Raw genomic sequence first — 22069 nt, forward strand, 5'->3', positions numbered from 1 at the left:
CGAACGTCGCCGAAACCACGCCATAGTACGACACAAGCTACTGAAATAACTCAAAGAATCAGCCGAAATCATTCGCCGCCATTTGCGAGCGAGCGCTTGGTCCTGACGGTATGGCCGACGGTATCGCATTTTGGCATCTTGGTCGTTTTCCCGATACCGTCAGCCCGTTTCGAGCCAATCACTGGCATGATATCGGCGTATGCCTTTGTAATTACTTATTAAATGTTTTCTCTTGACGGTATTTTTTCCGACGGTAAAAATGCCCCTGAAGCAGCGATTTTCACCTGCCCGGGACGACGACGATGCTTACCGACATCGCGCTTAAACAACTGAAGCCACAGCAGAAATTGTACAAGGTCGCAGACCGTGACGGTATGTACGCGGCAGTGGCGCCCTCAGGTCATATCACTTTCCGATTTGACTACCGTCTCGCCGGCCGCCGGGAAACCTTGACCATCGGGCGCTACGGAGCTGGCGGGGTGTCCCTCGCTAAGGCTCGCGAGCAATGTCTCAAAGCAAGGCAGGCGGTCGAGGAGGGACGTTCGCCGGCTCAGCAAAAGCAGCGGGACAAGCGCCGGATCGCGGCGGGCGAAACCTTCGGCGCCATCTCTAAACGATGGCTCAAAGAAGCCCCGATGGCCGATAGCACCCGCGCCATGCGTAAGTCGATTTTCGATCGCGACATCTATCCTGTCTGGAAGAGCCGCCGCCTTGACGAGATAACGCCCGATGATCTTCGCGCACAGTGCATCAAGGTCAAAGATCGTGGCGCACCGGCCACCGCCATCCATGTGCGCGACATTGTCAAACAGATTTACGCCTTCGCCATTCTACATGGTGAGAAGATCGCCAATCCCGCGAACGAGGTCGCTCCGGCCTCCATCGCGACGTTCACGTCGAAGGACCGAGCACTTTCCCCGTCCGAGATCCAGATCGCACTGGCAGTGGTCGAGCACGTGCCGACACTGCCGACCATCCGGCTCGGTCTCCGCTTCATTCTGCTGACGATGGTGCGCAAGAGCGAATTGCTTGACGCTGTTTGGGATGAGGTTGATTTTGAGAATGCGGTCTGGAGCATCCCCAAGGATAGGATGAAGCGGCGCAAGCCTCACAATGTCTACCTGTCGCGCCAATCGCTCGACATCATGATCGCGCTAAAGACCTGCGCCGGAAACTCCCGTTACGTCCTGCCGTCGCGCTACGATGCCGACGCGCCGATGTCTCGTGCCACCTTTAACCGGATTACGACCGCGATCGCGGAACGTGCCAAGGCGCAAGGGCTTCCGTTGGAGCCTTTTACCGTCCATGACCTGCGCCGCACCGGCTCGACGTTGCTCAATGAGCTCGGGTTTAATCGCGATTGGATCGAGAAATGCCTCGCCCACGAAGAGGGCCGTGGCTCGCGCGGCGTTTACAACAAGGCCGAATATGAGCAGCAACGCCGGCACATGCTGCAGGAGTGGGCCGATATGATCAACGCCTGGACGAAGGGCGGGAGCCACACCCCGACGCTCTTTCCGCCATCCATGCGGGCGATCGCACCTGACGTCATTGCCTCACCCGCCGGTTCTTCCGCAACCGGACGTCGGGGGCGGGAGCTCGCTTGAACTGTGCAGCGTCGGATGCGCGGCGCCGCTCTTCGATCCACGCTTCCACTTCGGCGAGATCCCAGACCACACACCGCGCCGTCAAATAAAAGCGGCGGGGAAATTCGCCGCGCTGCTCCATCTCGTAAATCGTCGTGTCGCCCAGAGGCACAATTTTCCGCAGCTCGGGACGGCGAATGGTTCGACCGGATTGTACTACCTTTTGGGTTAGTGGGCGCGTGAGAGCGTCGTGTATTTGTTCGACCGGACGCGGCACGCCGTTCTTGGAAGGCGGCACAGCGTTTTCTCGAGACGACCTGCGTACCATGCGATCATTCCTGTAGCGATTTCTCCCGAACCTTGGACTGCGCATGCGGGGAAAATAAATAGAATAAATGGCGTGAGCGTAGTGCCGGATACATTGGCGCGCGTATCGGACGGCCGGACGGCTAGAGGTCTCCCGGCTTCACCAACCTGACGATCATCGTGGCTCGTGCTCACGACCGGGCGGCGCTTGCCGACGGCTTAATGGTGGTCGTTGGGTTCGAGCAAATTCATTGCCTTGCCGCGCCCGGTTTCTCCCGCGTTGCGCTCAGATCCTGTATGGAAGTAAGGGATGTAGACAATCTGTCACACCGATCAGGATGCACATATGAGCTTGTTCGACAACGCTATCGAGTCGATCCAGATCGGCGTCGAGGATCTTCTGCGAAACGACGACCGTCGCGTTCTGTCGGCCGTTCGCAATGTTCACGCTGGCGCGTTGCTGCTTTGCAAGGAGAAGCTGCGCCGGCTGTCACCCGGGGACGAGATTCTTCTGGCGCAACGTTTCGAGCCGCAGCGGAATGACAAGGGCGACGTTTCAATCGAAGGCGTAGGCCGCAACACCGTCGGCCTCGAAGACATTAAGAAGCGCTTTAAAACTTTCGACGTCGCATTCGATTGGAAGCGTTTCGACGGGATCGCGGAAATCCGCCACCACATGGAGCATTCCTATTTCAAAGGAACGCGAGAGCGAGCGCGGCAAGCGGTCGCCGATGCGTTTATGGTCATCCGCCAGCTTCTCGTCGAGGCGTTGCAGGAGGACCCGCTGAAAGTGCTCGGACCCGAGTGCTGGAACGCGCTTCTGGAGAATGCCGACCTGTTCGAAGCCGAACTGCAAGCTTGCCGGAAGACGCTAGAGAATGTTGCATGGGAGACGGATGCCGCCGTGCGTGCGCTTCCTGACTTCACCTGTCCCTCCTGCAGGTCGTCTCTGGTCCGACAGCGTGAGCCGGGCAATACGGTCCAGTTGAACGTAGTTCTCCTTTGCGCAGCGTGCGGTACGGAAACAGAGCTTGGACCGGTCTTGACATTAGCTTTCGACGAGACCTTTGGCGGCGAAGCCCACATCGCCATTAAAGATGGCGGTGATGCGCCGATCTCGACATGTCCGGAATGCAGCGAAGAGACCTATGTGATCGAGGAGAGTAGGTGCGCCGCCTGCGACTTCGTTGTTCCGACTGACGCGACCTGCGCAATTTGCGGCAGCGGCCTTAGCGCTGAAGACTATTATGAGCACGATGGATTATGCGGGTATCACGCATATGTCGCCGCCAAAGATGACTAGTCATTTATTGTTTAAGGCGCGCGCTCGCGACGTGCGGCGCACGAATGCGCCGAGCCCGACGATGACAGCGTCGATCGTTCCGAGGCAGTGATCGACGAAGGCGGGGCTGAGGTAGAATACCCAAGGCTCCCCGCCGGTGGTCGCGCGGCCGAACCAGTCCGTCGGCCAGCCCTCGTCGAGAATCCGACGGGCGAACGATTGGCGCTCGGACTCGGGCCATTCAAATCCGAAATGAAACATCTTGTTGCGATAGCCGAAAAGAGCGCTCAACGTGGCAGGAAGGTGGGCGGGGAGTTCTGCGCTCAGGCCAGTTGCATCCGCCAACTCCACAATTCCTGAGACGAGATCGCGGCGGCGCGGAGAAGTGAAACGGCAGTCCCAACGTACGTCAGTTTTCATACTCCACCGGCTATGAGGTGACGGCGTGAGGCATCGTTGATCGAGCAGTAATTTAATTCCTGGAAACGCTTGCTTGAAGAGAGCTTCGACAAACGGCGCAAGCATTCCGACTGCCGCCATGCTGTGCGCGGCGTCCTGAAAGACTGAATCGTGAAGATGATCTACCCAGTCGTCGACGGCACGCTGGTTGACCAGCCCGGAGCTACGCCGCGCGAATTCATCCAGCTCATTGATGCTTTTGGACAACTCCTCAGCGGCCCGCCGGTGCCGCCCGAGCAGGGCGTGAATCGCACGCAGCTGGGCATCGTAATCCAGTGAATCGAGCAGTTGTGAAGCAAGGTCTCGATCATCGAATTGAAGGGCTAGTTCATCGCGCTCCTGTTCCATGTCGCCTTCCTTCAACGCCTCTGAATGGGCTTGGTTGCTATCGCGATAGGATCGAGAAATGATGGCCCATGAAGAGGGCACTTCGCGCAAGACGACGGAGCTACGAACCTCCTTTCACCTGCTTTTTCCTGGCCGCCTTTATGATGCGCTTTGCGTTTCTTACGTCCTCGGTCAGCTTAGAAAGCCCTTCGATCGCCTCGCAGTTCTCAGGGTTGTTGATGCGGTAGGCGTGCTTTGCACCGAGCTTCTCGAACTGCTCGATCGCGGCAACGTATTGCTCGTGAATCCAAAGATATTTCGAGAGCACGCCGGGATCTGTCTTCGCAAGGCCGCGCTTTAGTATGATGCCAATATCGCGCAGGTAGAGCGGATAGTTGTCGTCATCCATTCCTACGATTTCAACCACCGACTTCCACGACACGTAGTTGAGGTAGTGGTGCCCGTCTTCATCCTTGGTCATGAAGTTTCGCACATAGTCCGCTTCGTGCTTTCCATCATGCTGCTCTGCATGAGCCTTGCGCGCGATCGAAACCAACTTGCGGTCGATCAGCACACGTGGGGTCTTCGCGAGCTTGGATTCCATCTCATATGCCGTCACCATCGCCGGGCCGACCAAATAGCGTGTCGTATGGACCAGGTCTCCGACGGTGACAGCGCCACGCACCAAATAGCCCTGGATCGCAAGGTCGATGACCGCAAAAGCTATGTCGTTGAGTAGATAGAATACGGCCGACTGTTCGTGGATTGCATACGACAACACCACGGAATCGGAAAAGGTGGTGATGCTTCGTGTCTTGTAGAGATCCGCATCCTCTTGGCCTATGTCATACAACCGATCAATCGCTTTCAGGAGGGATTGCAGTTTTTCATCATCGCGGACTGTGTTCTCGACGATCTCTTTAAAGCCAAGGAAGTCGAGAAACAGAATGATCCTTCGTTCGTATTCTCGCTTCAGTGTCTGCCGTTTTCGCTTCGCCATAATTACGAGTCCCCCGTCGTGCGGCTTGTGGTCGCCATAAATCTCAAGATGCTGGAGCGCTTGGCGGCAAAGGTATGAAACTTCTTTCAATAAATTTACCATCGTCATCGAAAAGAACTGTGAAGAGACCGTCGTCGATGGCCTTCTCGACCTCTTGCGCAGACTTACCGGCAGCTTGCAAATGATCGATCCGGTCGCCCAGCGCTTGCCGCAAGAGTGCGCCTCTCATTGCATAGTCAAGATCGCCGAGTTCAAACTGATCGGACAGCACGGCGCGTTCTGTGAGAGTTTCGTTCAGCAGATCGCACTCGGTGTGGAATCGTGGCCGTTCCTTCAGGCTCAGATTCACAAATGCAAAATCGACCATGACCTCCCGGGTCTGGATTTCCGAGAGAGCGCCTCCGATCCGCTCAAGTCGCGGCATCGCCCCCTGAAGCGCTCCGCCGGCGTCATTGAAAGTTGTTATCAGAACAACGTCTCCAAGCCTCAACAGCATCGTTTGGGCCGCAAACAGGTCTGCGTAATCGAATTCGTCAAGCGACCCTTCGCTTTTCGCGGCAAACGCGCCGAGTGAGCCAAACACGTCCTTGTCGAGATGTGCGCCGTTTACGAAGCAGCGGACGATACAGTGGATGTGATGCAATGTTTCCCAGTCGTAAAGATCGCCGATCTTGTCGGCCGGCTGCCGGCGATCGCGTTCGATACGGAAGTCGCGATCCTTCAAATGCGTCTTGAGAAAGATCAGGCCTAGCCACACGAAGAATTCGAGGGAGTTTCCATTCGCAATATGATCTCGGATCGCTTGCGGGCCGGAATTGACCACGGCGCTGATGCGCTGCTCGATCTGGAGTCCCATGAGTGAGTTACACTCTTCGCAGCAAGGAACCTTGTATCTGCTGTATTTGATCGTCGTTCCATTTGGAAGCGTGAGCGTCCTGTCAAACAGATTGAACTTCCGCAAGACCCAGTCGGGTATGACGTGTTCATCGTTAAAGGGCTTCGAGCCGGGCTGTGCCCCACATATGAAGCAGCAATGGCCGAGACAGATGTCGTTCACAAATCGGTCTTTGCTGAAAAACAGAACCTTGCCGGTGCTGTCGAGAAATGATCCGTCCGGGGTCTTTGACCAAGCCATGATGAAAGCAAATCCCATTGACGTATGAAGGAAGACGAGCCCTTGCCCGCAAGGGGCGTATCTAGCGTCCGCGACCGAATGCCGGACCTCTTATTGGGAAAGTAAGGCCTGACCGTCGCGCCTGTTCAAAGGGACGCTGAAGCCACGCAAAATGATCGACATTTCGTTTGAGCTCGATCTTCTTCTTCTCGATATGATCTTTCTCCATCGGGCCGAACGGATCGTCCGCTCGATGTCGCCCGAGATGGTAGAAGTCGGCCCAATCCTCGAGATTTGACTTCCGCCAGGCAAAACCATTGCCGCAGAAGACGAGGACGCCAGGTCCCGGTCGAATTGCTTTGGCGGCGGCGAGGCGCTCCTCAAAGTCCATGGTGTATTCAAGGAAGTGAGAGCGTGAGGCGAAGGCGTCGCCGTAGATGGCGCCGCCCATCTGTTGAGGATTTACAATGAACTCGACATTCTCCGGATGATATTTCTTTCGTTTCTCGAACTTGCTGTAAGCCTCCCGTGTCGCCTTGGTCTTCGGCCGCACCGTCTTCACCTCGACGTACAGATTGTCCCTGCCGCGATCGACCACGAAATCAATCCTGCGCCCGTCGGGCAGCAGGTCAGGCTCGTATTCGATCCGCGCCGCCTGCAGAGCCGGGTCGTCGACGAGAACCTTGGCGACAGATAGTTCGTTGACAACCTCGAGCAATCGCCGGTCGCGCTTGCCATGCGAGGCATGATATTCGGCCACCGCGGCCTCAAACTGATCCCAAAGAACATTGCCGCGGACGACGCGGCTTCCTTGCCCGATCAGGATGTCCCGGTATTCCGCCGTGACCTCCGCGGCGAAAGCATCGAGTTCGCTGGTCGCATAGACGACGCGAATGAGATGGCCGACCTTCGCGATCATGCCACGGGTGGCCGGTGTGTCGGGCAGCTCTATAAACCGGCCAATGCGGTTCAACCCGAGCCCGATCAAAGTTGCTCTTTGATCGCCGGGACGTCGGATCGGGCTACGGATTTGTTCGATGGTGAGCGTGGCTGGCGGCATGGCAGAACTCTGGGCCGCCAAGCATAGCATGATCGGACTATTTTCTGTTATTTTAGAGTATCGCCACGGTCTTCCTTTTCGCTGCCGCGCATCACTTCGGCAAGTGACGAAGCGGCCAGGGGACGCTGCAACTGGGACGCCTCATCCCACGGAGCGCGCATCCATACATCCCATTCCTGCTTGGTTGTCAGGATCACAGGCATCGCTTTGGCATGAACGGGCGCGACGATGCTGTTGGGCTCGCAGGTGAGGAAGCCGTAGACGAGGTGCTTGCCGTCGATCGGATTGGATTTGGTGCCGCGCGCGCCTTCCCATTCGGACCAGATTCCGGCAAAGGCGAAGAGCGGCCGCGAGGGATTAAGCGCGAACCAGACGACGTCCTTCTTTCCGGCCATCGGGTGAGGCGACCCGTCAGTGTTCTTCAGCGATTTCGAATTGGCCTTGTCATTATATTCCGAAAAGCTGGTCGCCGGCACGAGGCAGCGGTTCTCGGGCTTGGTCCAGCGCCGCCAATGCGGCGAGGCGAGGTTGCGGATGTTGGTGCTGATGCCGCCAAATTTCGGCGGGTTCGGCATGCCCCAGCGCATCTTGATCAATTCGCGAGCGCTATCGGGGCCGCGAACGACTGGCGCCTCCCAGTCGGGAAACACCGCCGGCAGGCTCGGCAGATTGCCGGCGCTGTCTTTCAGGACGCCGAACAGCGCCCGGATCGCCTCCTGGTTGGTGGTGATACTGTAGAGATTACACATGATGCCCTGGATAGCCGACCCCCGCCCATATTGGCCGGGGTCAGCCGTGCCGCCAACCTCATAGGGCGGCGACGGGAACCCGCTGGATTTCACAAGCGATTTCAAAGCCAAAATATGCCGGTTGACTCCGGTCCGAACTTTATCGTTCTCTATTTGTTCTAATCGCATCTGGGAGTGGTGAGATCGCGTGGATGGGTGGCGCAGAGAACCAATCATGTCGTGAGACCGGCACCGTTATGCGCAGCGGCGCGCCCGCGCAGGTGCTGCCGGTGTTTCGCCGTCACCCAGAAACCGGCGAGCCGGCCGAAGGCGAGTTGCGCTGGGGTCTCATCCCGCATTACGCCGATGCGCGACCCCACATTCAGCCAATCCATGCGCGCGCCGAGACCATCACCGAACAGCGGATGTTCCGCGACGCCTACCGCAAACGACGCTGCATCGTCCCGATGACCGGATTCAATCTGAAAGATCAGAACGGCAAACGTCGCGTTATCAGCCGCATCGACGGCGCGCCCTTCGGTGTCTCCGGCATCTGGGAAAACTGGAAAGACCCGCTGACCAGCCGCTGGGAGCGCACCTTCGCAATCATCACCGTGCCGGCCAACAAGTTGATCGCACCGGTGCATGATCGGATGCCGGCCATTCTGCACAATAGCGATTTCAGGCGTTGGATCGGACCCGAAGACGATCCGCACGATCTTCTCGTTCCCTATGCCGGGGACGATCTCGTTGTCTCGCCGCCCGCAGGAAAATCGCGGCGGCGGCCATGATCGATAACACGGCGATCGTCGACCGGCTTCGCGAACGCATCGCGTCGCTCGAGACAAGCCCTACGCGTGATCGCCAGGTGCTGCCGTTCGGCATCGACTTGCTCGATCGCGTGCTGCCGGGAGGAGGGTTGGCTCTCGGCGCGCTGCATGAAGTGGCCGGTGGCGGCAACGGCGCCATCCATGGCGCTGCCGCAGCGCTGTTTGCCGCCGGCATCGCCGCCCGCAGTCACGGACAAATCCTGTGGTGCGTGACGCGACCGGATTTGTTCGCGCCGGCGCTGGCGCAGGCCGGTCTGGCGCCGGACCGCGTCATCTATGTCGAGGCTGGCGACGACAAGGCCGTGCTCGCCTGTTTTGAGGAAGGGCTACGGCATGGCGGCTTGGGCGCTGTGGTCGCCGAGGTCGCTCGGCTGTCGATGACGGCTTCGCGGCGATTACAGCTTTCGGCCGAAAGCAGCGGGACGCTCGGCATCGCCATTCGGCGCTGGCGCCGCCAGACCGAAGCGGCGGATTTCGGACAACCCACCGCTGCGGTGACGCGCTGGCGCGTGACCGCGCTGCCTTCATCGCCGTTGCCGGTGCCGGGCGTCGGACGCGCCCGCTGGCAGATAGAACTAATCCGTTGCCGCGCCGGAGACAGCGCGGAGTTTGAGTTGGAAGCATGTGATGCCCAGGGTTGTCTCGCTGTTCCTTCCGACCTGGTCGACCGACCGGGTGCGAAGGATCACGAACGGCGCTTCGCCGTCCGGTGAAACGCCGCTCGTCTTGGTCGGCCGTGACGGGAAGCGGCGGGTGGTGCTGGCCGCAGATGCGGCGGCGCGCGCTGCGGGGGTGCGGGTCGGGATGCCGGCGACCAAGGCGCGGGCTTTGGTGCCGGGGCTTGTCGTGCAGGACGCCGAGCTCGCGGCCGATGCCGCGGCGCTGGAGCGCCTGGCGACCTGGGCATTGCGTTACGCGCCGGTCGTTGCCGCCGATCCGGCCGACGGGCTCGTCATCGACGCCAGCGGCGCGACGCATTTGCATGGCGGCGAGACCGCGATGCTAGTCGCCATGATCGAACGGCTCGCGGGGGCTCGCATTGGCGCGCGGGCCGCGATGGCCGACACCTGGGGCGCGGCGCACGCGCTCGCTCGTTATGTGGCGCGGCCCGCGATTGTCATTCCGCCGGGCGCAAGCGCCGCGGCGATCATGCCGCTGCCGATCGCGGCGCTGCGATTGCCGATCGACATGGTGGACAGTCTGCGCCGGTTGGGTTTCGATCGCATCAGCGACCTGATGGAAAAGCCGCGTGCACCGCTGGCGCTGCGCTTCGGCCCCGAACTCGGCCGCCGCCTCGATCACGCCACCGGCGAGCGCGCCGAGCCAATCGATCCGATCCGGCCGCCCGATGTCGTCGAAGTTCGGCGCGGGTTCGCCGAACCGATCGGCGCGCCTGAGACGCTGGCGCGCTATACCGGCAAGCTCGTCGTCCAGCTCTGCGAAGCGCTGGAGGCGAGGGGCCTCGGCGCGCGGCGGCTCGATCTGCTGTTTCATCGCACCGACGGCTACGTCGAAGCGGTCCGCATCGGCACCGCCAAGCCCGTGCGCGATATAAAGCGCCTGACGCGATTGCTCTGCGACAAGATCGAGACCGTTGATCCCGGCTTCGGCATCGAGATCATGAGTCTGGCCGCGACGCTCACCGAGCCGTTCGAAGCCAAGCAGGGCATCTCGTCCCTGACCGAGGAGACGGTCGCCGACATCTCTGGTCTGATCGATACCTTGTCCAACCGTATCGGCGGCGAGCGGCTCTATCGCATCACGCCCATCGCCAGCGACGTCCCGGAGCGGTCGGTTGGCCGCGTGGCGCCGACCGCACCGCCAACCGGGGAGGGCTGGCCACAGCATTGGCCGCGGCCGTCGCGCCTGTTCACGCCGCCCGAGCCGATCGAAACCCTGGCGCTCCTGCCTGACCATCCGCCGGTCAGTTTCACCTGGCGCGGCATCCGCCGCCGGGTGAAGCGTGCCGACGGACCTGAACGGGTATTCGGTGAATGGTGGAAGCGCGATGCCGAACTGATCGCCGTGCGCGATTATTTCCAGGTCGAGGACGACGCCGGCGAACGATTCTGGATCTTCCGTGCCGGTGATGGTGAAGACACGGCAACCGGATCGCAACGCTGGTTTGTGCACGGGATATTCGCATGAGCGGCGGGCGTTACAGCGAATTGCAGGTGACGTCGCATTTTTCGTTCCTGCGCGGTGCCAGTTCCTGCGAGGAATTGTTCGCGCAAGCCGCCATGCTCGGCATTGAGGCGCTCGCGATCGTCGATCGCCATTCGCTGGCCGGCATCGTCCGCGCCCATGAAGCGGCCAAGGTCACCGGCGTCAGGTTGATCGTCGGCTGTCGCCTCGATCTCACGGACGGGATGTCGCTGTTGGTCTATCCGACCGATCGGCCCGCTTATGCGCGATTGTGCCGGCTGCTCTCGCTCGGCAAGAAGCGCGGCGGCAAGGCCCAATGTCATCTGAACTGGGATGATGTTGTCGCTTACGGCGACGGCCTGATCGCGGTGCTGGTGCCCGATGAGGCCGACGATACCTGCGCGCGGCGGCTGCGCCATTTGCGCGAGGCGATCGGCGATCGCGCCTATATGGCGCTGACCTTGCGGCGGCGGCCGAACGATGCGCTGCGGCTGCATGAGCTGTCCAACCTGGCCACGCGAGCGCGGGTGCCGACTGTCATCACCAACGACGTGCTGTTTCATGTGCCGGCGCGTCGCATGCTGCAGGATGTCGTTACCTGCATTCGCCACAACGTCACCATCGACGACGCCGGATTTCGCCGCGAGCGTCATGCCGATCGCTACCTCAAGCCGCCGGAGGAAATGATGCGGCTGTTTGCGCGCTATCCCGAGGCGCTGACGCGGACGGACGAGATCGCCGATCGCTGTCGTTTTTCGCTCGATGAGCTGGCCTATCAATATCCGGAAGAGCGCAGCCTGCCGGGGCTGACGCCGCAGCAGGCGTTGGAGAAGCTGACCTGGGAGGGCGCTATCGAACGCTATCCTGAGGGATTGCCCGACAAAGTCAGGGCGTCGCTCGCACATGAGCTGCGGCTGATCGAGAAGCTCGAATACGCGCCGTACTTTCTGACCGTGAATGCCATCGTTCGCTTCGCCCGCAGCCAGGACATCCTCTGTCAGGGCCGCGGCTCGGCCGCCAACAGCGCGGTCTGCTACGTGCTTGGCGTTACCTCGATCGATCCTGACCGCAATGACCTGTTGTTCGAGCGCTTCGTCTCCGAGGAGCGCCGCGAGCCGCCGGACATCGACGTTGATTTCGAGCACGAGCGGCGCGAGATCGTCATGCAGTGGGTGTTCGAAACCTATGGCCGCGATCATGCGGCGCTGTGCTCGACCGTGATCCGTTACCGATCGAAAGGCGCATTGCGCGATGTCGGCAAGGCGCTGGGTCTGCCCGAAGATCTGATCAAGATGCTGGCGTCGCAGGTCTCGGGCTGGCACCGCGACGGCATCGAACCGCAGCATGCGGAAGATCTCAATCTCAATATCGGCGATCGGCGGTTGCGACTGGCGCTGGACCTGGCGCGCGACCTGATCGGCGCGCCGCGGCATCTGTCGCAGCATCCCGGCGGCTTCGTCCTGACCCACGACCGGCTCGACGAGTTGGTGCCGATCGAGCCCGCCGCAATGCCCGATCGCCAGGTCATCGAATGGGACAAGGACGACATCGACGCGCTGCGCTTCATGAAGGTCGATTGCCTGGCGCTCGGGATGTTGAGCTGCATGAAGCGCGGCCTCGATCTCCTGGCCGAGCACAAGGGCACCAGGCTCGACCTCGCCACCATCCCGGCCGAAGACCCGCGCACCTACGCCATGATCCGCAAGGCCGATACGCTCGGCACCTTCCAGATCGAGAGCCGGGCGCAGATGTCGATGCTGCCGCGGATCAAGCCGCGCACCTTCTACGATCTCGTCATCGAAGTGGCGATCGTCCGTCCCGGCCCGATCCAGGGCGACATGGTGCATCCGTATCTGCGGCGCCGGGAAGGCAAGGAGGCGGTGGTCTATCCCAAGCCGGAGTTGGAAAAGGTGCTGGGCAAGACGCTCGGCGTGCCGCTGTTCCAGGAACAGGCGATGCGGGTCGCAATCGAATGCGCTGGCTTTACGCCAGGCGAGGCCGATCAGTTGCGCCGCGCTATGGCGACCTTCAAGCACACCGGCGGCGTCTCCAAGTTCGGCGAGAAGCTGATCGGCGGCATGGTGGCCAATGGTTACACCCGGGAATTCGCCGAGCAGACGTTTCGGCAACTGGAGGGCTTCGGCAGTTATGGCTTTCCGGAATCGCATGCCGCTTCGTTCGCGCTGATCGCCTATGCCTCCTCCTGGCTGAAATGCCATCACCCCGATGTGTTCTGCGCCGCGCTCCTGAACGCACAGCCGATGGGATTCTACGCGCCGGCGCAGATCGTGCGCGATGCGCGCGATCACGGCGTCGAGGTCCGGCCGGTCTGCATCAACGCCTCGCGCTGGGACTGCACGCTGGAGCCGACCGATGATGGGGATCGCTTCGCGGTCCGGCTCGGCCTGCGCATGGTCAAGGGTCTCGCCAATGCCGATGCGGCGTCGATCATCGCCGTGCGCGCCGACCGGCCGTTCGCCTCGGTCGATGACCTGTGGCGGCGCGCCCGCGTGCCTGCGGCCTCGCTGGTCGAGATCGCTGACGCCGATGGATTCCGATCCTGTTTGCATCTCGCCCGCCGCGAGGCGCTGTGGGCGATCAAGGCGCTGCGTGACGAACCGCTGCCGTTGTTTGCGGCTGCTGCCGCCCGCGCGATGGCGATAGTCCCCGAAATCATCGAGCCGCCCGTGGCGCTGCGGCCGATGACGGCGGGCGGCGAGGTAGTCGAGGATTACGGCCATGTCGGACTGACCCTGCGGGGCCACCCGCTATCGTTCCTCCGCGACGATCTGCGGCGCCGGCGCATCGTCACATGTTCAGAAGCCATGGCGGCGCGCGATGGCCGGTGGCTCGAGACCGCCGGTCTCGTGCTGGTGCGGCAGATGCCCGGCTCAGCCAAGGGCGTGCTGTTCGTCACCATCGAGGACGAGACCGGCATCGCCAATCTGGTGGTCTGGCCGCAGGTGTTCGAGCGGCAGCGCCGTGTCATCCTCGGCGCCGGCATGATCGGCGTGCGGGGCTGTATCCAGCGGGAAGGCGAGGTGGTGCATCTGGTCGCCCGGGAACTGACCGATCTCTCATCGGAACTGGCCAGTGTCGGTGACCGCGACATGGCGTTCCCGGTGCCGCATGGCCGCGGCGACGAATTCCATTACGGCGCCCCCAGTCTCGACCCGCGCAGCCTGCCCAAAGGGCCGAAGCCGCGGGACATCGAGGATCCTTATCGCCATCTCGAGCAGATCAAAGTGAAAACGAGGGACTTCCGGTGAGCCGAGGGACCCACCGACCGCCTATTTCCGCCGGATTCACAGGCAAAATATCGGGTATGATACCCAATCTTAGGAAAAGATCGGGTATAAGACTCAAACTTCAATTTGGACCAAGAATGCGCGTTGTCTCGACCCGCGATGCCTCCCGCCTAACAGGCCTCTCGACGAACAAGCTTCGCGAGTGGACGAGCCGCCGCGCCTTGATTCCGGCCGACATCCGCCCGAAATCCCAAGGCTCGCCCGCCAAATATTCATGGCAAACCATCCTGCTGCTTCGGATCGCGGTCACGCTGCGCGATGGTTTTCATCTCGAACTGCAAGCCTACCGGCCAGTACTCGCAAGCTTGCGCAGCAGATTGCGTAATACTTCGTTCGTGGCTCTGTGGGGGAAAACGCTCGCCATCCACGCTGATCATCGCTGGGCCTGGCTTGATGATGCCGAGCTGCTTCCTGTCGCCGACGCCCTTCTCATCAAGCTCGATCCGCATCTCGATATTCTTTCGCAGGGCTTCGCCTTGCCGCGACCATCGGCTGCTCCTGGGCAACTCGATTTCTTTCCCGCTCAGGCCATCGCGCCCGCGCAGTCTCCTCGACAGCGCCCGGTCGCATTGCGTCCGATTGTCCGACGGCGGAGGTCTGCATGAGCAGCTCCGCCTTCAAGAAGGCGCTCGAGGCCGCCGGATATTTGACGCCGGCGGGCAAGTCTGCGCCCGGATTCGTCGCAGCCGACGACCGCGCGTCCGCGACGCTCAAGAGGGTCTTCGCCGATGACCGGATTGGTCTAAGAGCGGATGCCGTCTTTACAGCACAGAATACTCCGACAAGCATCTTCAAGGATGCAGGCGAGGATGCGCCGAGCGCCAACGATCTCAATCGCTGGCACGAAGCCGCGTGGAATATCGGCGTTGCGCCACTATTGTGGATCGTCACGCCGACCGAGGTCCGGCTTTACGATTGTTACGCAGCGCCGGCCACGCACTCCGGTACAACCACGCCACCGCTTGATTGCTTCGCCCTTGATTCCAGTGAGCGGCTGCGCGCGCTTGATGCTATGTGCGGCCGCCTCGCAACCGAGACTGGTGCATTCTGGTCGAGTGCGGTGGGAGCCAAGATCGACCGGCGGCACCGGGTCGATCGTGATCTCCTGAGCGAAATCAGCGCACTTGAGGATCTGCTGACGGATCCGCCGCCATTGCCGGGCGCACGAGCCGGCAGCGGCCGCATGCCCCGCGAGTTGGCCCAACGATTTATTGGGCGGTGTATCTTCACCTGGTATCTTCTCGACCGCGGCATTGCCCAGCCGTTCCTTCCTGCATCGCTTTCTCCTGATTTGAGCAAGATGTTTGCGTCGAAGACCAGCGCGTTCGCACTGTTCGCCTGGCTTCGCGCAACCTTCAACGGCGATCTGTTTCCGATGGACAATCCCGGCGCCGAGCGGGACTACCTGACAGATCAGCATCTTCATTTTATACGGGACTTCGTCGAAGGGCGCAGCCTGGTAGCGGAACGTCGCGGCCAAGGTCGCCTTTTCAGATTCCGCTTTGACGCGATTCCTGTGGATCTCATCAGTTCGATCTACCAACAATTCGCACGATCAGCCGCTGCCGATGAAGCGGCGTCACAAGGTTTGCACTATACTCCGGTCGAACTCGTTCACCTCACGCTGGACCCGGTGTTTGAGCAATTGCCGGGGGACTCGCGGATCATCGATCCGACTTGCGGGTCGGGCGCATTCCTTGTCGAGGCATTTCGCCGACTTGTCTGGCGTGCCGCAGAAGGCAAGCAGGCTGATCGCAAACTCGTGCGCAAGATTCTCTATACGCAGCTCTTCGGTATCGACATCAATCGCTCAGCACTTGGGATCGCCGCGTTCAGCCTGTACCTTGCGGCACTTGAGCTCGACGAAGAACCTATCAGCGATATCCGCGATCTCAAATTCGACCGGCTTATCAACACGACATTGTTCGAAGCCGATACGATCGGGGAGGCGCTTCCCGACGCCGTCAGGACTGTGAAATTCGATGCCGTCGTAGGCAATCCGCCATGGACATTTGTCCGGCGGAAGGACGGATCGCGCAAGCGCGAAGTCGACAACGACGAGACGCTGCGGCCGCGCAGGAGCCCTGACCACGAGTTCCTGTCGGTTGCTGCCGATCTCGCCGGCGAGACCGGGCGCATCGGCATGGTGATGAAGTCGACGCCGTTTTTCTCCAAAGATGTGCACGCGGTCCAGGCTCGCTCCGCATTGTTGAAGCGTGCCGCGCCCGTGGCACTGATCAATCTTTCCTTCCTGCGCAAGGAGGGATTGTTTCCGGATGCGACCGGTCCGGCTTTGCTGTTCTTCGCCCGATGCGCACTGGCGTCAACGCCGGATCGCATGCTCGTGGGCTCGATTCCATGGACTCCTGATTTCAGAAGAACCGGCGTCTTCCATCTCGGTCCTGCCGAAATCCGCACCATCCCGCTCGCACGCGTGCTCGCCACTCCGCCTATGCTGAAAGCAGCTACATTCGGTACGGTTCGAGACGGTTGGTTGATCGAACGCCTTGAGCGAAATTTCCCGACTCTCGACGACGTTCTGACCTCCATCGGGATCATCAGGCGCGTCAATCGCGGCCAAGGATATAAGGTCAATGGGGTCGGACAAACGAAAACCCCCGCGGAATACTTCGAGCTTCCTGTTGTTACCCCGGCTGTCTTTACACCGTTTCGGCTCAACAAGCGGAAGCTCGATACGCTAGAGCACCGGACGCTTCACCGGGTCCGCAGCCGGTCGATTTTTCGGGGGCCTCTTCTGATCTGCTTGAAAGCTGGATCAGAGGCGAGCGCCGAGCGAGGGCGCTACAGTGCGGCCATTAGCCAGCACGATGTACTGTACACGGAAAACTTTACTGGCATTTCCTTCGCTGAGACAAAGGGCACACTCGCGAATGTCTTGAGCGGTATTCTCAACTCGAGTGTAACATCTTTCCAACTCGCATTTGGTGGTCCGGCGTGGGGCCTAGAACGGCCCACCGTACTGCCGCACGACCTGCTGTCGCTGCGAATGCCAGTTCTTGAGGCTTGCGACGCGGATCGGCTTGCGGACGTGGTCGCGGCGGAGCGCACTGCCGCGGCGAATCCGAACGATCCTGATGCGTTGAGACAACTCGATAAGACGGTTTTCGCACTCTACGGCTTGGAGCCGGATGAATGCGTTATCGTAGGCGATAGCGTCGTTCGCGCACGCCATCTGATCTTTGAGAACCGCGCTGAACGCATCAGCATGGTGCAATCGCCGTCGCCCAGCCATCTCAAACAATACGCAAGACAGGTCAGCAAATCCGTGGATGCTTACCTGCGTGCGCGGGGTGAGCGCCATCTTGAGGCATTTGTCTATACCAAGCGTGTGAAGAAGACCGATTTAGCGACCGGTGTGCCCGGCGTGACGGCGGTGCGATTCATCATGGTCCCCGGCGCACCCAAGCGCGATGCCATCGTGCACGAGGGTGATCCGGCCGACCTCGACGCGCTTGTGGAGCTTCTTCGCGGCCGCCTCGAAAGCGACGTCCCGCCGTATTTGAACGAGCGGCGACAACTGCGCATCTACGGGGCCGACGACCTCTTCATCTTGAAACCCAGCGAGATTCGCTACTGGGATGCGACCGCCGGGCTTAACGACGCGGACATCATTCTCGCCGATCACTGGCTCAGGAGGCGGGATGGCGCTGCTCACACCTGACGTTCCGTTCGGCCAGCCAGCCTTTGCATTGTCGGCCGATCAGATCGCCACGGTGCTCGATCTCGTTTGTCGCGGCGCGCAGGCCGCGCAGCCCGATATCAAATCGGGCATGCTCGAAGTGCCAACGACGATTGTGATCCGCAAGGCCATGCGCCGGGTGAAGAAGGATCTCGAACTGACAAATCTCGAGATCCGCGGTGAACACGAACTGGAAGATATGGCCGCCAGTGATGCGACGATTTTGGGCCGGATCGACATCACCCTGAAGTTTCTACATCAATTCGGCAATGAAGACGCCTACGTGGCAATCGAGTGCAAGCGGGTCGGTGCCAGTCATTCCGATCTCAACGCCAAATATGTTTCGAACGGGGTTGACCGGTTTGTCACCGGTCAATACGGAAGCGAACACCAATGGGGATTCATGCTGGGCTACGTTTTGGCGCTTCCCGTCCAAGATGTGATCAATGCAATCGATAAGCGGCTGCAAACGGTCTACGGTGCGGCAGCCAAGCTCACGCCAGAGGCAGCACACACGCTTTCGCTCGCGATCTTTGAAGGCGCGCTGACCCAAAAAGGTGGCCACGCCATTCGGCTGAAGCACGTCTTCGTCGATATGACAGCGGCCGCGGACGCGTGACCGGTCTCCCAGTACGGTGGATCTCTGACGCAGAGGCGGGCCCCTTGCCGGATGAACCACTGCTGATCAATAACGAGGCATGCGATGAAATGGGGAGATAGCACCCGCGACTCTGAAATCGCACTAGCAGTGTGGCCGAACTATCGTCCGCGGTTCGGTAACTGGTTGATGCAGGAATTGGTCGAGCAGGGTGACAAAGCTCCCATCTGGCGCGACCGGAGGGTGCCGACCGAGGACGGGCGCGTGCGTGGCGACCTCTATCCGGATCGCGAGGCTGCCGCGTCGGCGGCAGCTACTCTCAACCAAGCCTTCCGTGAAGCACTTGCGGCCCGGGACATGGAAGCCGCAAAGAAGCATTCGCTGCAGCTCAAAGTCGAGAAGAGCCTGCAATCCAAGCAGCGGCTTCACGACGAAGAGGGGCTCATGCTGGCAGACGCTCGTCGGCGGCACGCGAACGATCCGCGCCCGGTGTCCTCGGAAATCGTTCTCCCGGCGGAGTCGGAGCCGTTCCGGCAGGAATTGAGCGAGCAACTTTCGGAGATGCCTTATCTGAGGGTCGTCTTGGTCGGCGAGCCGGCACGCCGCTGGCATCGTTCAATTCTCTACCTCTCGCACGACAATATGTGGTCCAAGCCTTATGCGGCGGGTGAACGATCCGCGGCCATCGCAATGCGGGCACGCATTGCCAATGGGTTTGGCTTTAGCGCTGATGCCCATTGGGGGAAGACCAAAGCCAAGATTCGCCAAATCTTGTTGCCGCGGGCCAATCAGTTGCTCCAGCTCGCGAGCGTGCAAAGAATGTTGGCCGAGGCGTTAGCCAATGGTCAAAGGGTGCTGGTCTCGAACGGTGTCGTCTTCTGGTACGAGGAGGACGGTGGCATCGGCTGGCAGGTGAAGCACACCACTTCCACCAAAGAGTCCGAGGGAAGCACTTTATGGAAGGAAGGCACCATCCGCTCGATCAACCACGGTCGATTGGTCATCTTGCCCTATATTAAGGAAAGCGGAGAGCAGGTTCGAGGCCATACCCGGAACGGTCCGAATGACGGAAGAGCGAAGCCACGGCATCCTGATCACTATGTGGACATCCCATTCGCACAACTCGATGGTGACCTCATGATCGGTTTGTTTGGCGAATTACCCTACGAATAATCTAATACGTAGGACCAAATCCACCGGCACCTATGTCGACAATGACTACGTCGAGCCCGGCTACCAAGAGCAATACCTGGAAGTTGAGGTCGATGGTCATTGGATCGAGGCAATTATTGTCGTCGAAGAGATGGTTATCTTCTGGGAGCGTTTTCTGAAAGCGCATCGGCCGCAAGCCGTCTTGAGTCCACCGCGCAATCCATTCACCCACATGCCGGAATGAGGTGCTGAGTGGGCGATGTTCGGATGACCTCGGCCAAAGACGTGTGAGGCGAAGGCTGGCAGAGACGGCTCATCCCCACATGCCGCGCATGCGTGACTTCACGTCGATGGGGGCGCGGGCCGCTCGTGCCGGAGCGCTGCCGGCCTTTGGCCGGGGCCAATGGCAACTCTGGAAATGCTTCGTCATCGCATTCGGAATGAAACGCGTGCGCTGGGCATAGACGTGGCGATCCCCGAAACTGCGCTGGCCGTGGGTGAAGAAACGCTGCGGCACCATCAGATGAAGCTGATCCTTGGCACGGGTCATGGCGACGTACAGCAAGCGGCGCTCCTCCTCGACCTCCGGCGTCGAGCCGACGCCGAGGTCGGAAGGGATGCAGCCGTCCACGACGTTGAGGACGAATACCGACGACCATTCCTGTCCCTTGGCGGAATGGATGGTGGAGAGGATCAGATAATCTTCGTCAAGCAGCGGCGGCCCGGCTTGGTCACTGGTGGCATCAGGTGGATCGAGGGTCAGTTCGGTCAGGAACCGCTCGCGCGTCGGATAGGTCGCGGCAATCTGCGCGAGCTGGCTGAGGTCGGCCTCACGGTGAGCGGCGTCCTCGTAACGCTGCGCCATGAACGGCAGATACCAGCGGCAGGCGAGGTCGAGTTCGGCCGGCCAACCCGCGGCGCCGAGATGTAGCGTGCTCATGGTCTCGACGAAATTCTGCCAATGCTCCGCCGCGGCCGAGGGTGGCCGGAAGCCATCCAGACCCGCAGCCGCATTGCCGCCCGCGGCAATCCCATCGAGAAACTTTGCCGCTGTGCCGGGGCCGATGCCGGGCAGAAGCTGAGCAACCCGGAATCCGGCCACGCGGTCGCGCAGATTGTGCGCCCAGCGCAGGGTCGCCAGCACGTCTTTGATGTGAGCCGCTTCGAGGAATTTGAGGCCGCCGAATTTGACGAACGGGATGTTGCGCCGGGTCAGCTCGAGTTCAAGCGTTGCGCTGTGGCTCGACGTCCGGAACAGAACAGCCTGTGACTTCAAGCGAGTCCCGGCTTCGCGGTTGGCGAGGATAGTCTCGACGATATATCCCGCTTGCGCATTGTCATCGGCGACGTTCACAAGCGCGGGCAGATCGGAGGAGGGCCGGTTCGACCAGAGGTTCTTGGTGAAGCGCTCGGCAGCGAGATCGATCACGGCGTTGGCCGCGGCAAGAATGGGCTGGGTGGAGCGGTAGTTCTGTTCCAGCGTGATCAACTCGGCTTTGGGCGTGAAGTGTCCGGGAAAGTCCAGGATGTTGCGCACTGTGGCCGCACGAAACGAATAGATCGATTGCGCGTCGTCGCCGACGACGGTCAGGCCGCGCCCGGTCGGCTTGAAGTTGAGTAGGATCGACGCCTGGAGGCGGTTGGTATCCTGATATTCGTCGATGAGGACATGATCGAAGCGGCCTGACAGATCGTCGGCAAGCGCGGGCGCCATCATCATTTGCGACCAGCAAAGCAACAGGTCATCGTAGTCGAGCACGTTCTGCTTCTGCTTGGCCTCGACATAGCCGCTGAACAGTTTCCGCAATTCGGCTTCCCATTCCGCGCACCATGGAAAGGTCGCGCCGAGAACTTCGCCGAGCGGCAGTTCCGCGTTCACCGCCCGTGAGTAGATCGCAAGGCATGTGTCCTTCATCGGAAAACGCTTCTCCATCTTCGAGAAGCCAAGATCGTGCCGCACGAGATTGATGAGGTCGGCGGAGTCTTCCCGATCATGGATCGTGAAGGCAGCGTCCAGTCCGATATCGGTCGCATACTCGCGCAGCAGTCGCGCGCCCATCGCATGAAACGTCCCCGACCAGGCGAGGGCGTCTGCCATCACGCCTGACTTCGGGCCGAGCGCTTTTTTCATGATCCGTTCCACGCGGCGTTGCATCTCGACTGCCGCCCGACGCGAAAACGTCAGCAGCATGATGCGTCGCGGGTCGGCGCCCGAAACGACGAGATGCGCGACACGGTGCGCAAGCGTGTTGGTCTTGCCCGAGCCGGCGCCGGCGATGATCAGAAGGGGTGGGGCCTCAGCCAGGACATCGCAACCATGCTCGACCGCCCGCCGCTGCTCAGCATTCAGCGCATCGAGATAGGCCGCGCCTAATCCCTGTCCATTTGCCGTTCTGACCTGCTGCAGCATGCTCTCGCCCCGAATCCCGAGCCTATGGTACAAACCATGAACGAGGCTTTAAGTCGAATGAATT

At 60.7% G+C, this 22069-nt stretch carries 16 protein-coding genes and 2 pseudogenes; 11 read left to right on the plus strand and 7 right to left on the minus strand.

Annotation, left to right across the window (positions count from 1 at the left end; genetic code table 11):
• The first annotated feature begins 302 nt into the window (after positions 1-302).
• A complete protein-coding gene (locus ACP7AL_RS23250; RefSeq protein ID WP_425994701.1) occupies positions 303-1607 on the plus strand; it encodes a tyrosine-type recombinase/integrase in 1305 nt (434 codons plus the stop codon).
• Here ACP7AL_RS23250 and ACP7AL_RS23255 read toward each other — a convergent pair.
• Positions 1549-1959 (minus strand): helix-turn-helix transcriptional regulator, encoded by a 411-nt coding sequence (locus ACP7AL_RS23255; RefSeq protein ID WP_425994703.1) that lies wholly within the window; start codon positions 1957-1959, stop codon positions 1549-1551. The genes ACP7AL_RS23250 and ACP7AL_RS23255 overlap by 59 nt on opposite strands.
• A gap of 279 nt (positions 1960-2238) precedes the next feature.
• Between ACP7AL_RS23255 and ACP7AL_RS23260 the strand changes: the two genes are divergently transcribed.
• On the plus strand, positions 2239-3195 hold the full coding sequence (locus tag ACP7AL_RS23260; RefSeq protein WP_425994705.1) for a hypothetical protein: 957 nt from the start codon (positions 2239-2241) through the stop codon (positions 3193-3195).
• On the opposite strand, the gene ACP7AL_RS23265 is transcribed toward ACP7AL_RS23260, so the two are convergent.
• From ACP7AL_RS23265 to ACP7AL_RS23285, 5 genes and pseudogenes are all read right to left on the minus strand, one after another.
• Positions 3196-3981 (minus strand): hypothetical protein, encoded by a 786-nt coding sequence (locus ACP7AL_RS23265; protein WP_425994707.1) that lies wholly within the window; start codon positions 3979-3981, stop codon positions 3196-3198.
• 100 nt (positions 3982-4081) lie between these two features.
• Positions 4082-4960, minus strand: a complete 879-nt coding sequence (locus ACP7AL_RS23270; protein ID WP_425994709.1) for a hypothetical protein — start codon at positions 4958-4960, stop codon at positions 4082-4084.
• A 43-nt stretch (positions 4961-5003) separates the two neighbouring features.
• Positions 5004-6095: a hypothetical protein gene (locus ACP7AL_RS23275; protein WP_425994711.1), complete on the minus strand. Its 1092-nt coding sequence runs from the start codon at positions 6093-6095 to the stop codon at positions 5004-5006.
• Positions 6096-6957: 862 nt separating this feature from the next.
• A pseudogene (rpmD, locus tag ACP7AL_RS23280) lies at positions 6958-7134 on the minus strand (50S ribosomal protein L30); the annotation flags it as partial.
• A 47-nt stretch (positions 7135-7181) separates the two neighbouring features.
• On the minus strand, positions 7182-7883 hold the full coding sequence (locus tag ACP7AL_RS23285; RefSeq protein ID WP_425994785.1) for an SOS response-associated peptidase: 702 nt from the start codon (positions 7881-7883) through the stop codon (positions 7182-7184).
• A gap of 191 nt (positions 7884-8074) precedes the next feature.
• Between ACP7AL_RS23285 and ACP7AL_RS23290 the strand changes: the two genes are divergently transcribed.
• From ACP7AL_RS23290 to ACP7AL_RS23330, 9 genes and pseudogenes are all read left to right on the plus strand, one after another.
• Positions 8075-8653 (plus strand): SOS response-associated peptidase, encoded by a 579-nt coding sequence (locus ACP7AL_RS23290; protein WP_425994713.1) that lies wholly within the window; start codon positions 8075-8077, stop codon positions 8651-8653.
• Positions 8650-9405 (plus strand): ImuA family protein, encoded by a 756-nt coding sequence (locus tag ACP7AL_RS23295; protein WP_425994715.1) that lies wholly within the window; start codon positions 8650-8652, stop codon positions 9403-9405. The genes ACP7AL_RS23290 and ACP7AL_RS23295 overlap by 4 nt, the downstream gene beginning before the upstream one ends.
• Positions 9320-10840: a Y-family DNA polymerase gene (locus ACP7AL_RS23300; RefSeq protein ID WP_425994717.1), complete on the plus strand. Its 1521-nt coding sequence runs from the start codon at positions 9320-9322 to the stop codon at positions 10838-10840. The genes ACP7AL_RS23295 and ACP7AL_RS23300 overlap by 86 nt, the downstream gene beginning before the upstream one ends.
• Positions 10837-14106 carry an error-prone DNA polymerase gene (locus tag ACP7AL_RS23305; RefSeq protein ID WP_425994719.1) on the plus strand — a complete coding sequence of 1090 codons (3270 nt, stop codon included), beginning with the start codon at positions 10837-10839 and terminating at the stop codon, positions 14104-14106. Before ACP7AL_RS23300 ends, ACP7AL_RS23305 begins: the two co-directional genes overlap by 4 nt.
• A 200-nt stretch (positions 14107-14306) precedes the next feature.
• Positions 14307-14750: a hypothetical protein gene (locus ACP7AL_RS23310; RefSeq protein WP_425994721.1), complete on the plus strand. Its 444-nt coding sequence runs from the start codon at positions 14307-14309 to the stop codon at positions 14748-14750.
• A 770-nt stretch (positions 14751-15520) separates the two neighbouring features.
• Positions 15521-16378: pseudogene (locus ACP7AL_RS23315) on the plus strand (HsdM family class I SAM-dependent methyltransferase); the annotation flags it as partial.
• A 1429-nt stretch (positions 16379-17807) separates the two neighbouring features.
• Positions 17808-18464 (plus strand): hypothetical protein, encoded by a 657-nt coding sequence (locus ACP7AL_RS23320; protein WP_425994723.1) that lies wholly within the window; start codon positions 17808-17810, stop codon positions 18462-18464.
• An 84-nt stretch (positions 18465-18548) separates the two neighbouring features.
• On the plus strand, positions 18549-19616 hold the full coding sequence (locus tag ACP7AL_RS23325; protein WP_425994725.1) for a hypothetical protein: 1068 nt from the start codon (positions 18549-18551) through the stop codon (positions 19614-19616).
• Positions 19594-19839, plus strand: coding sequence for a hypothetical protein (locus ACP7AL_RS23330; RefSeq protein ID WP_425994727.1), 246 nt, complete (start codon positions 19594-19596; stop codon positions 19837-19839). The genes ACP7AL_RS23325 and ACP7AL_RS23330 overlap by 23 nt, the downstream gene beginning before the upstream one ends.
• Before the next feature lie 69 nt (positions 19840-19908).
• On the opposite strand, the gene ACP7AL_RS23335 is transcribed toward ACP7AL_RS23330, so the two are convergent.
• The gene (locus tag ACP7AL_RS23335; RefSeq protein WP_425994729.1) at positions 19909-22005 is read right to left on the minus strand and encodes an ATP-dependent helicase; all 2097 of its coding nucleotides are present in this window, start codon (positions 22003-22005) and stop codon (positions 19909-19911) included.
• Between the last annotated feature and the right edge of the window lie 64 nt (positions 22006-22069).

The sequence above is a fragment of the Afipia sp. DC4300-2b1 genome (assembly GCF_049895725.1).
GTDB lineage: Bacteria > Pseudomonadota > Alphaproteobacteria > Rhizobiales > Xanthobacteraceae > Afipia > Afipia broomeae.

Excerpts from the sequence above, each read along its gene's own strand:
- ACP7AL_RS23295 (WP_425994715.1), top strand. The coding sequence starts at position 8,650 with ATGATCGATAACACGGCGATCGTCGACCGGCTTCGCGAACGCATCGCG.
- ACP7AL_RS23290 (WP_425994713.1), top strand. The coding sequence starts at position 8,075 with ATGGGTGGCGCAGAGAACCAATCATGTCGTGAGACCGGCACCGTTATG.
- ACP7AL_RS23260 (WP_425994705.1), top strand. The coding sequence starts at position 2,239 with ATGAGCTTGTTCGACAACGCTATCGAGTCGATCCAGATCGGCGTCGAG.
- ACP7AL_RS23275 (WP_425994711.1), bottom strand. The coding sequence starts at position 6,095 with ATGGCTTGGTCAAAGACCCCGGACGGATCATTTCTCGACAGCACCGGC.
- ACP7AL_RS23320 (WP_425994723.1), top strand. The coding sequence starts at position 17,808 with ATGGCGCTGCTCACACCTGACGTTCCGTTCGGCCAGCCAGCCTTTGCA.
- ACP7AL_RS23265 (WP_425994707.1), bottom strand. The coding sequence starts at position 3,981 with ATGGAACAGGAGCGCGATGAACTAGCCCTTCAATTCGATGATCGAGAC.
- ACP7AL_RS23300 (WP_425994717.1), top strand. The coding sequence starts at position 9,320 with ATGCCCAGGGTTGTCTCGCTGTTCCTTCCGACCTGGTCGACCGACCGG.
- ACP7AL_RS23325 (WP_425994725.1), top strand. The coding sequence starts at position 18,549 with ATGAAATGGGGAGATAGCACCCGCGACTCTGAAATCGCACTAGCAGTG.
- ACP7AL_RS23335 (WP_425994729.1), bottom strand. The coding sequence starts at position 22,005 with ATGCTGCAGCAGGTCAGAACGGCAAATGGACAGGGATTAGGCGCGGCC.
- ACP7AL_RS23255 (WP_425994703.1), bottom strand. The coding sequence starts at position 1,959 with ATGCGCAGTCCAAGGTTCGGGAGAAATCGCTACAGGAATGATCGCATG.
- ACP7AL_RS23285 (WP_425994785.1), bottom strand. The coding sequence starts at position 7,883 with ATGTGTAATCTCTACAGTATCACCACCAACCAGGAGGCGATCCGGGCG.
- ACP7AL_RS23250 (WP_425994701.1), top strand. The coding sequence starts at position 303 with ATGCTTACCGACATCGCGCTTAAACAACTGAAGCCACAGCAGAAATTG.
- ACP7AL_RS23270 (WP_425994709.1), bottom strand. The coding sequence starts at position 4,960 with ATGGCGAAGCGAAAACGGCAGACACTGAAGCGAGAATACGAACGAAGG.
- ACP7AL_RS23305 (WP_425994719.1), top strand. The coding sequence starts at position 10,837 with ATGAGCGGCGGGCGTTACAGCGAATTGCAGGTGACGTCGCATTTTTCG.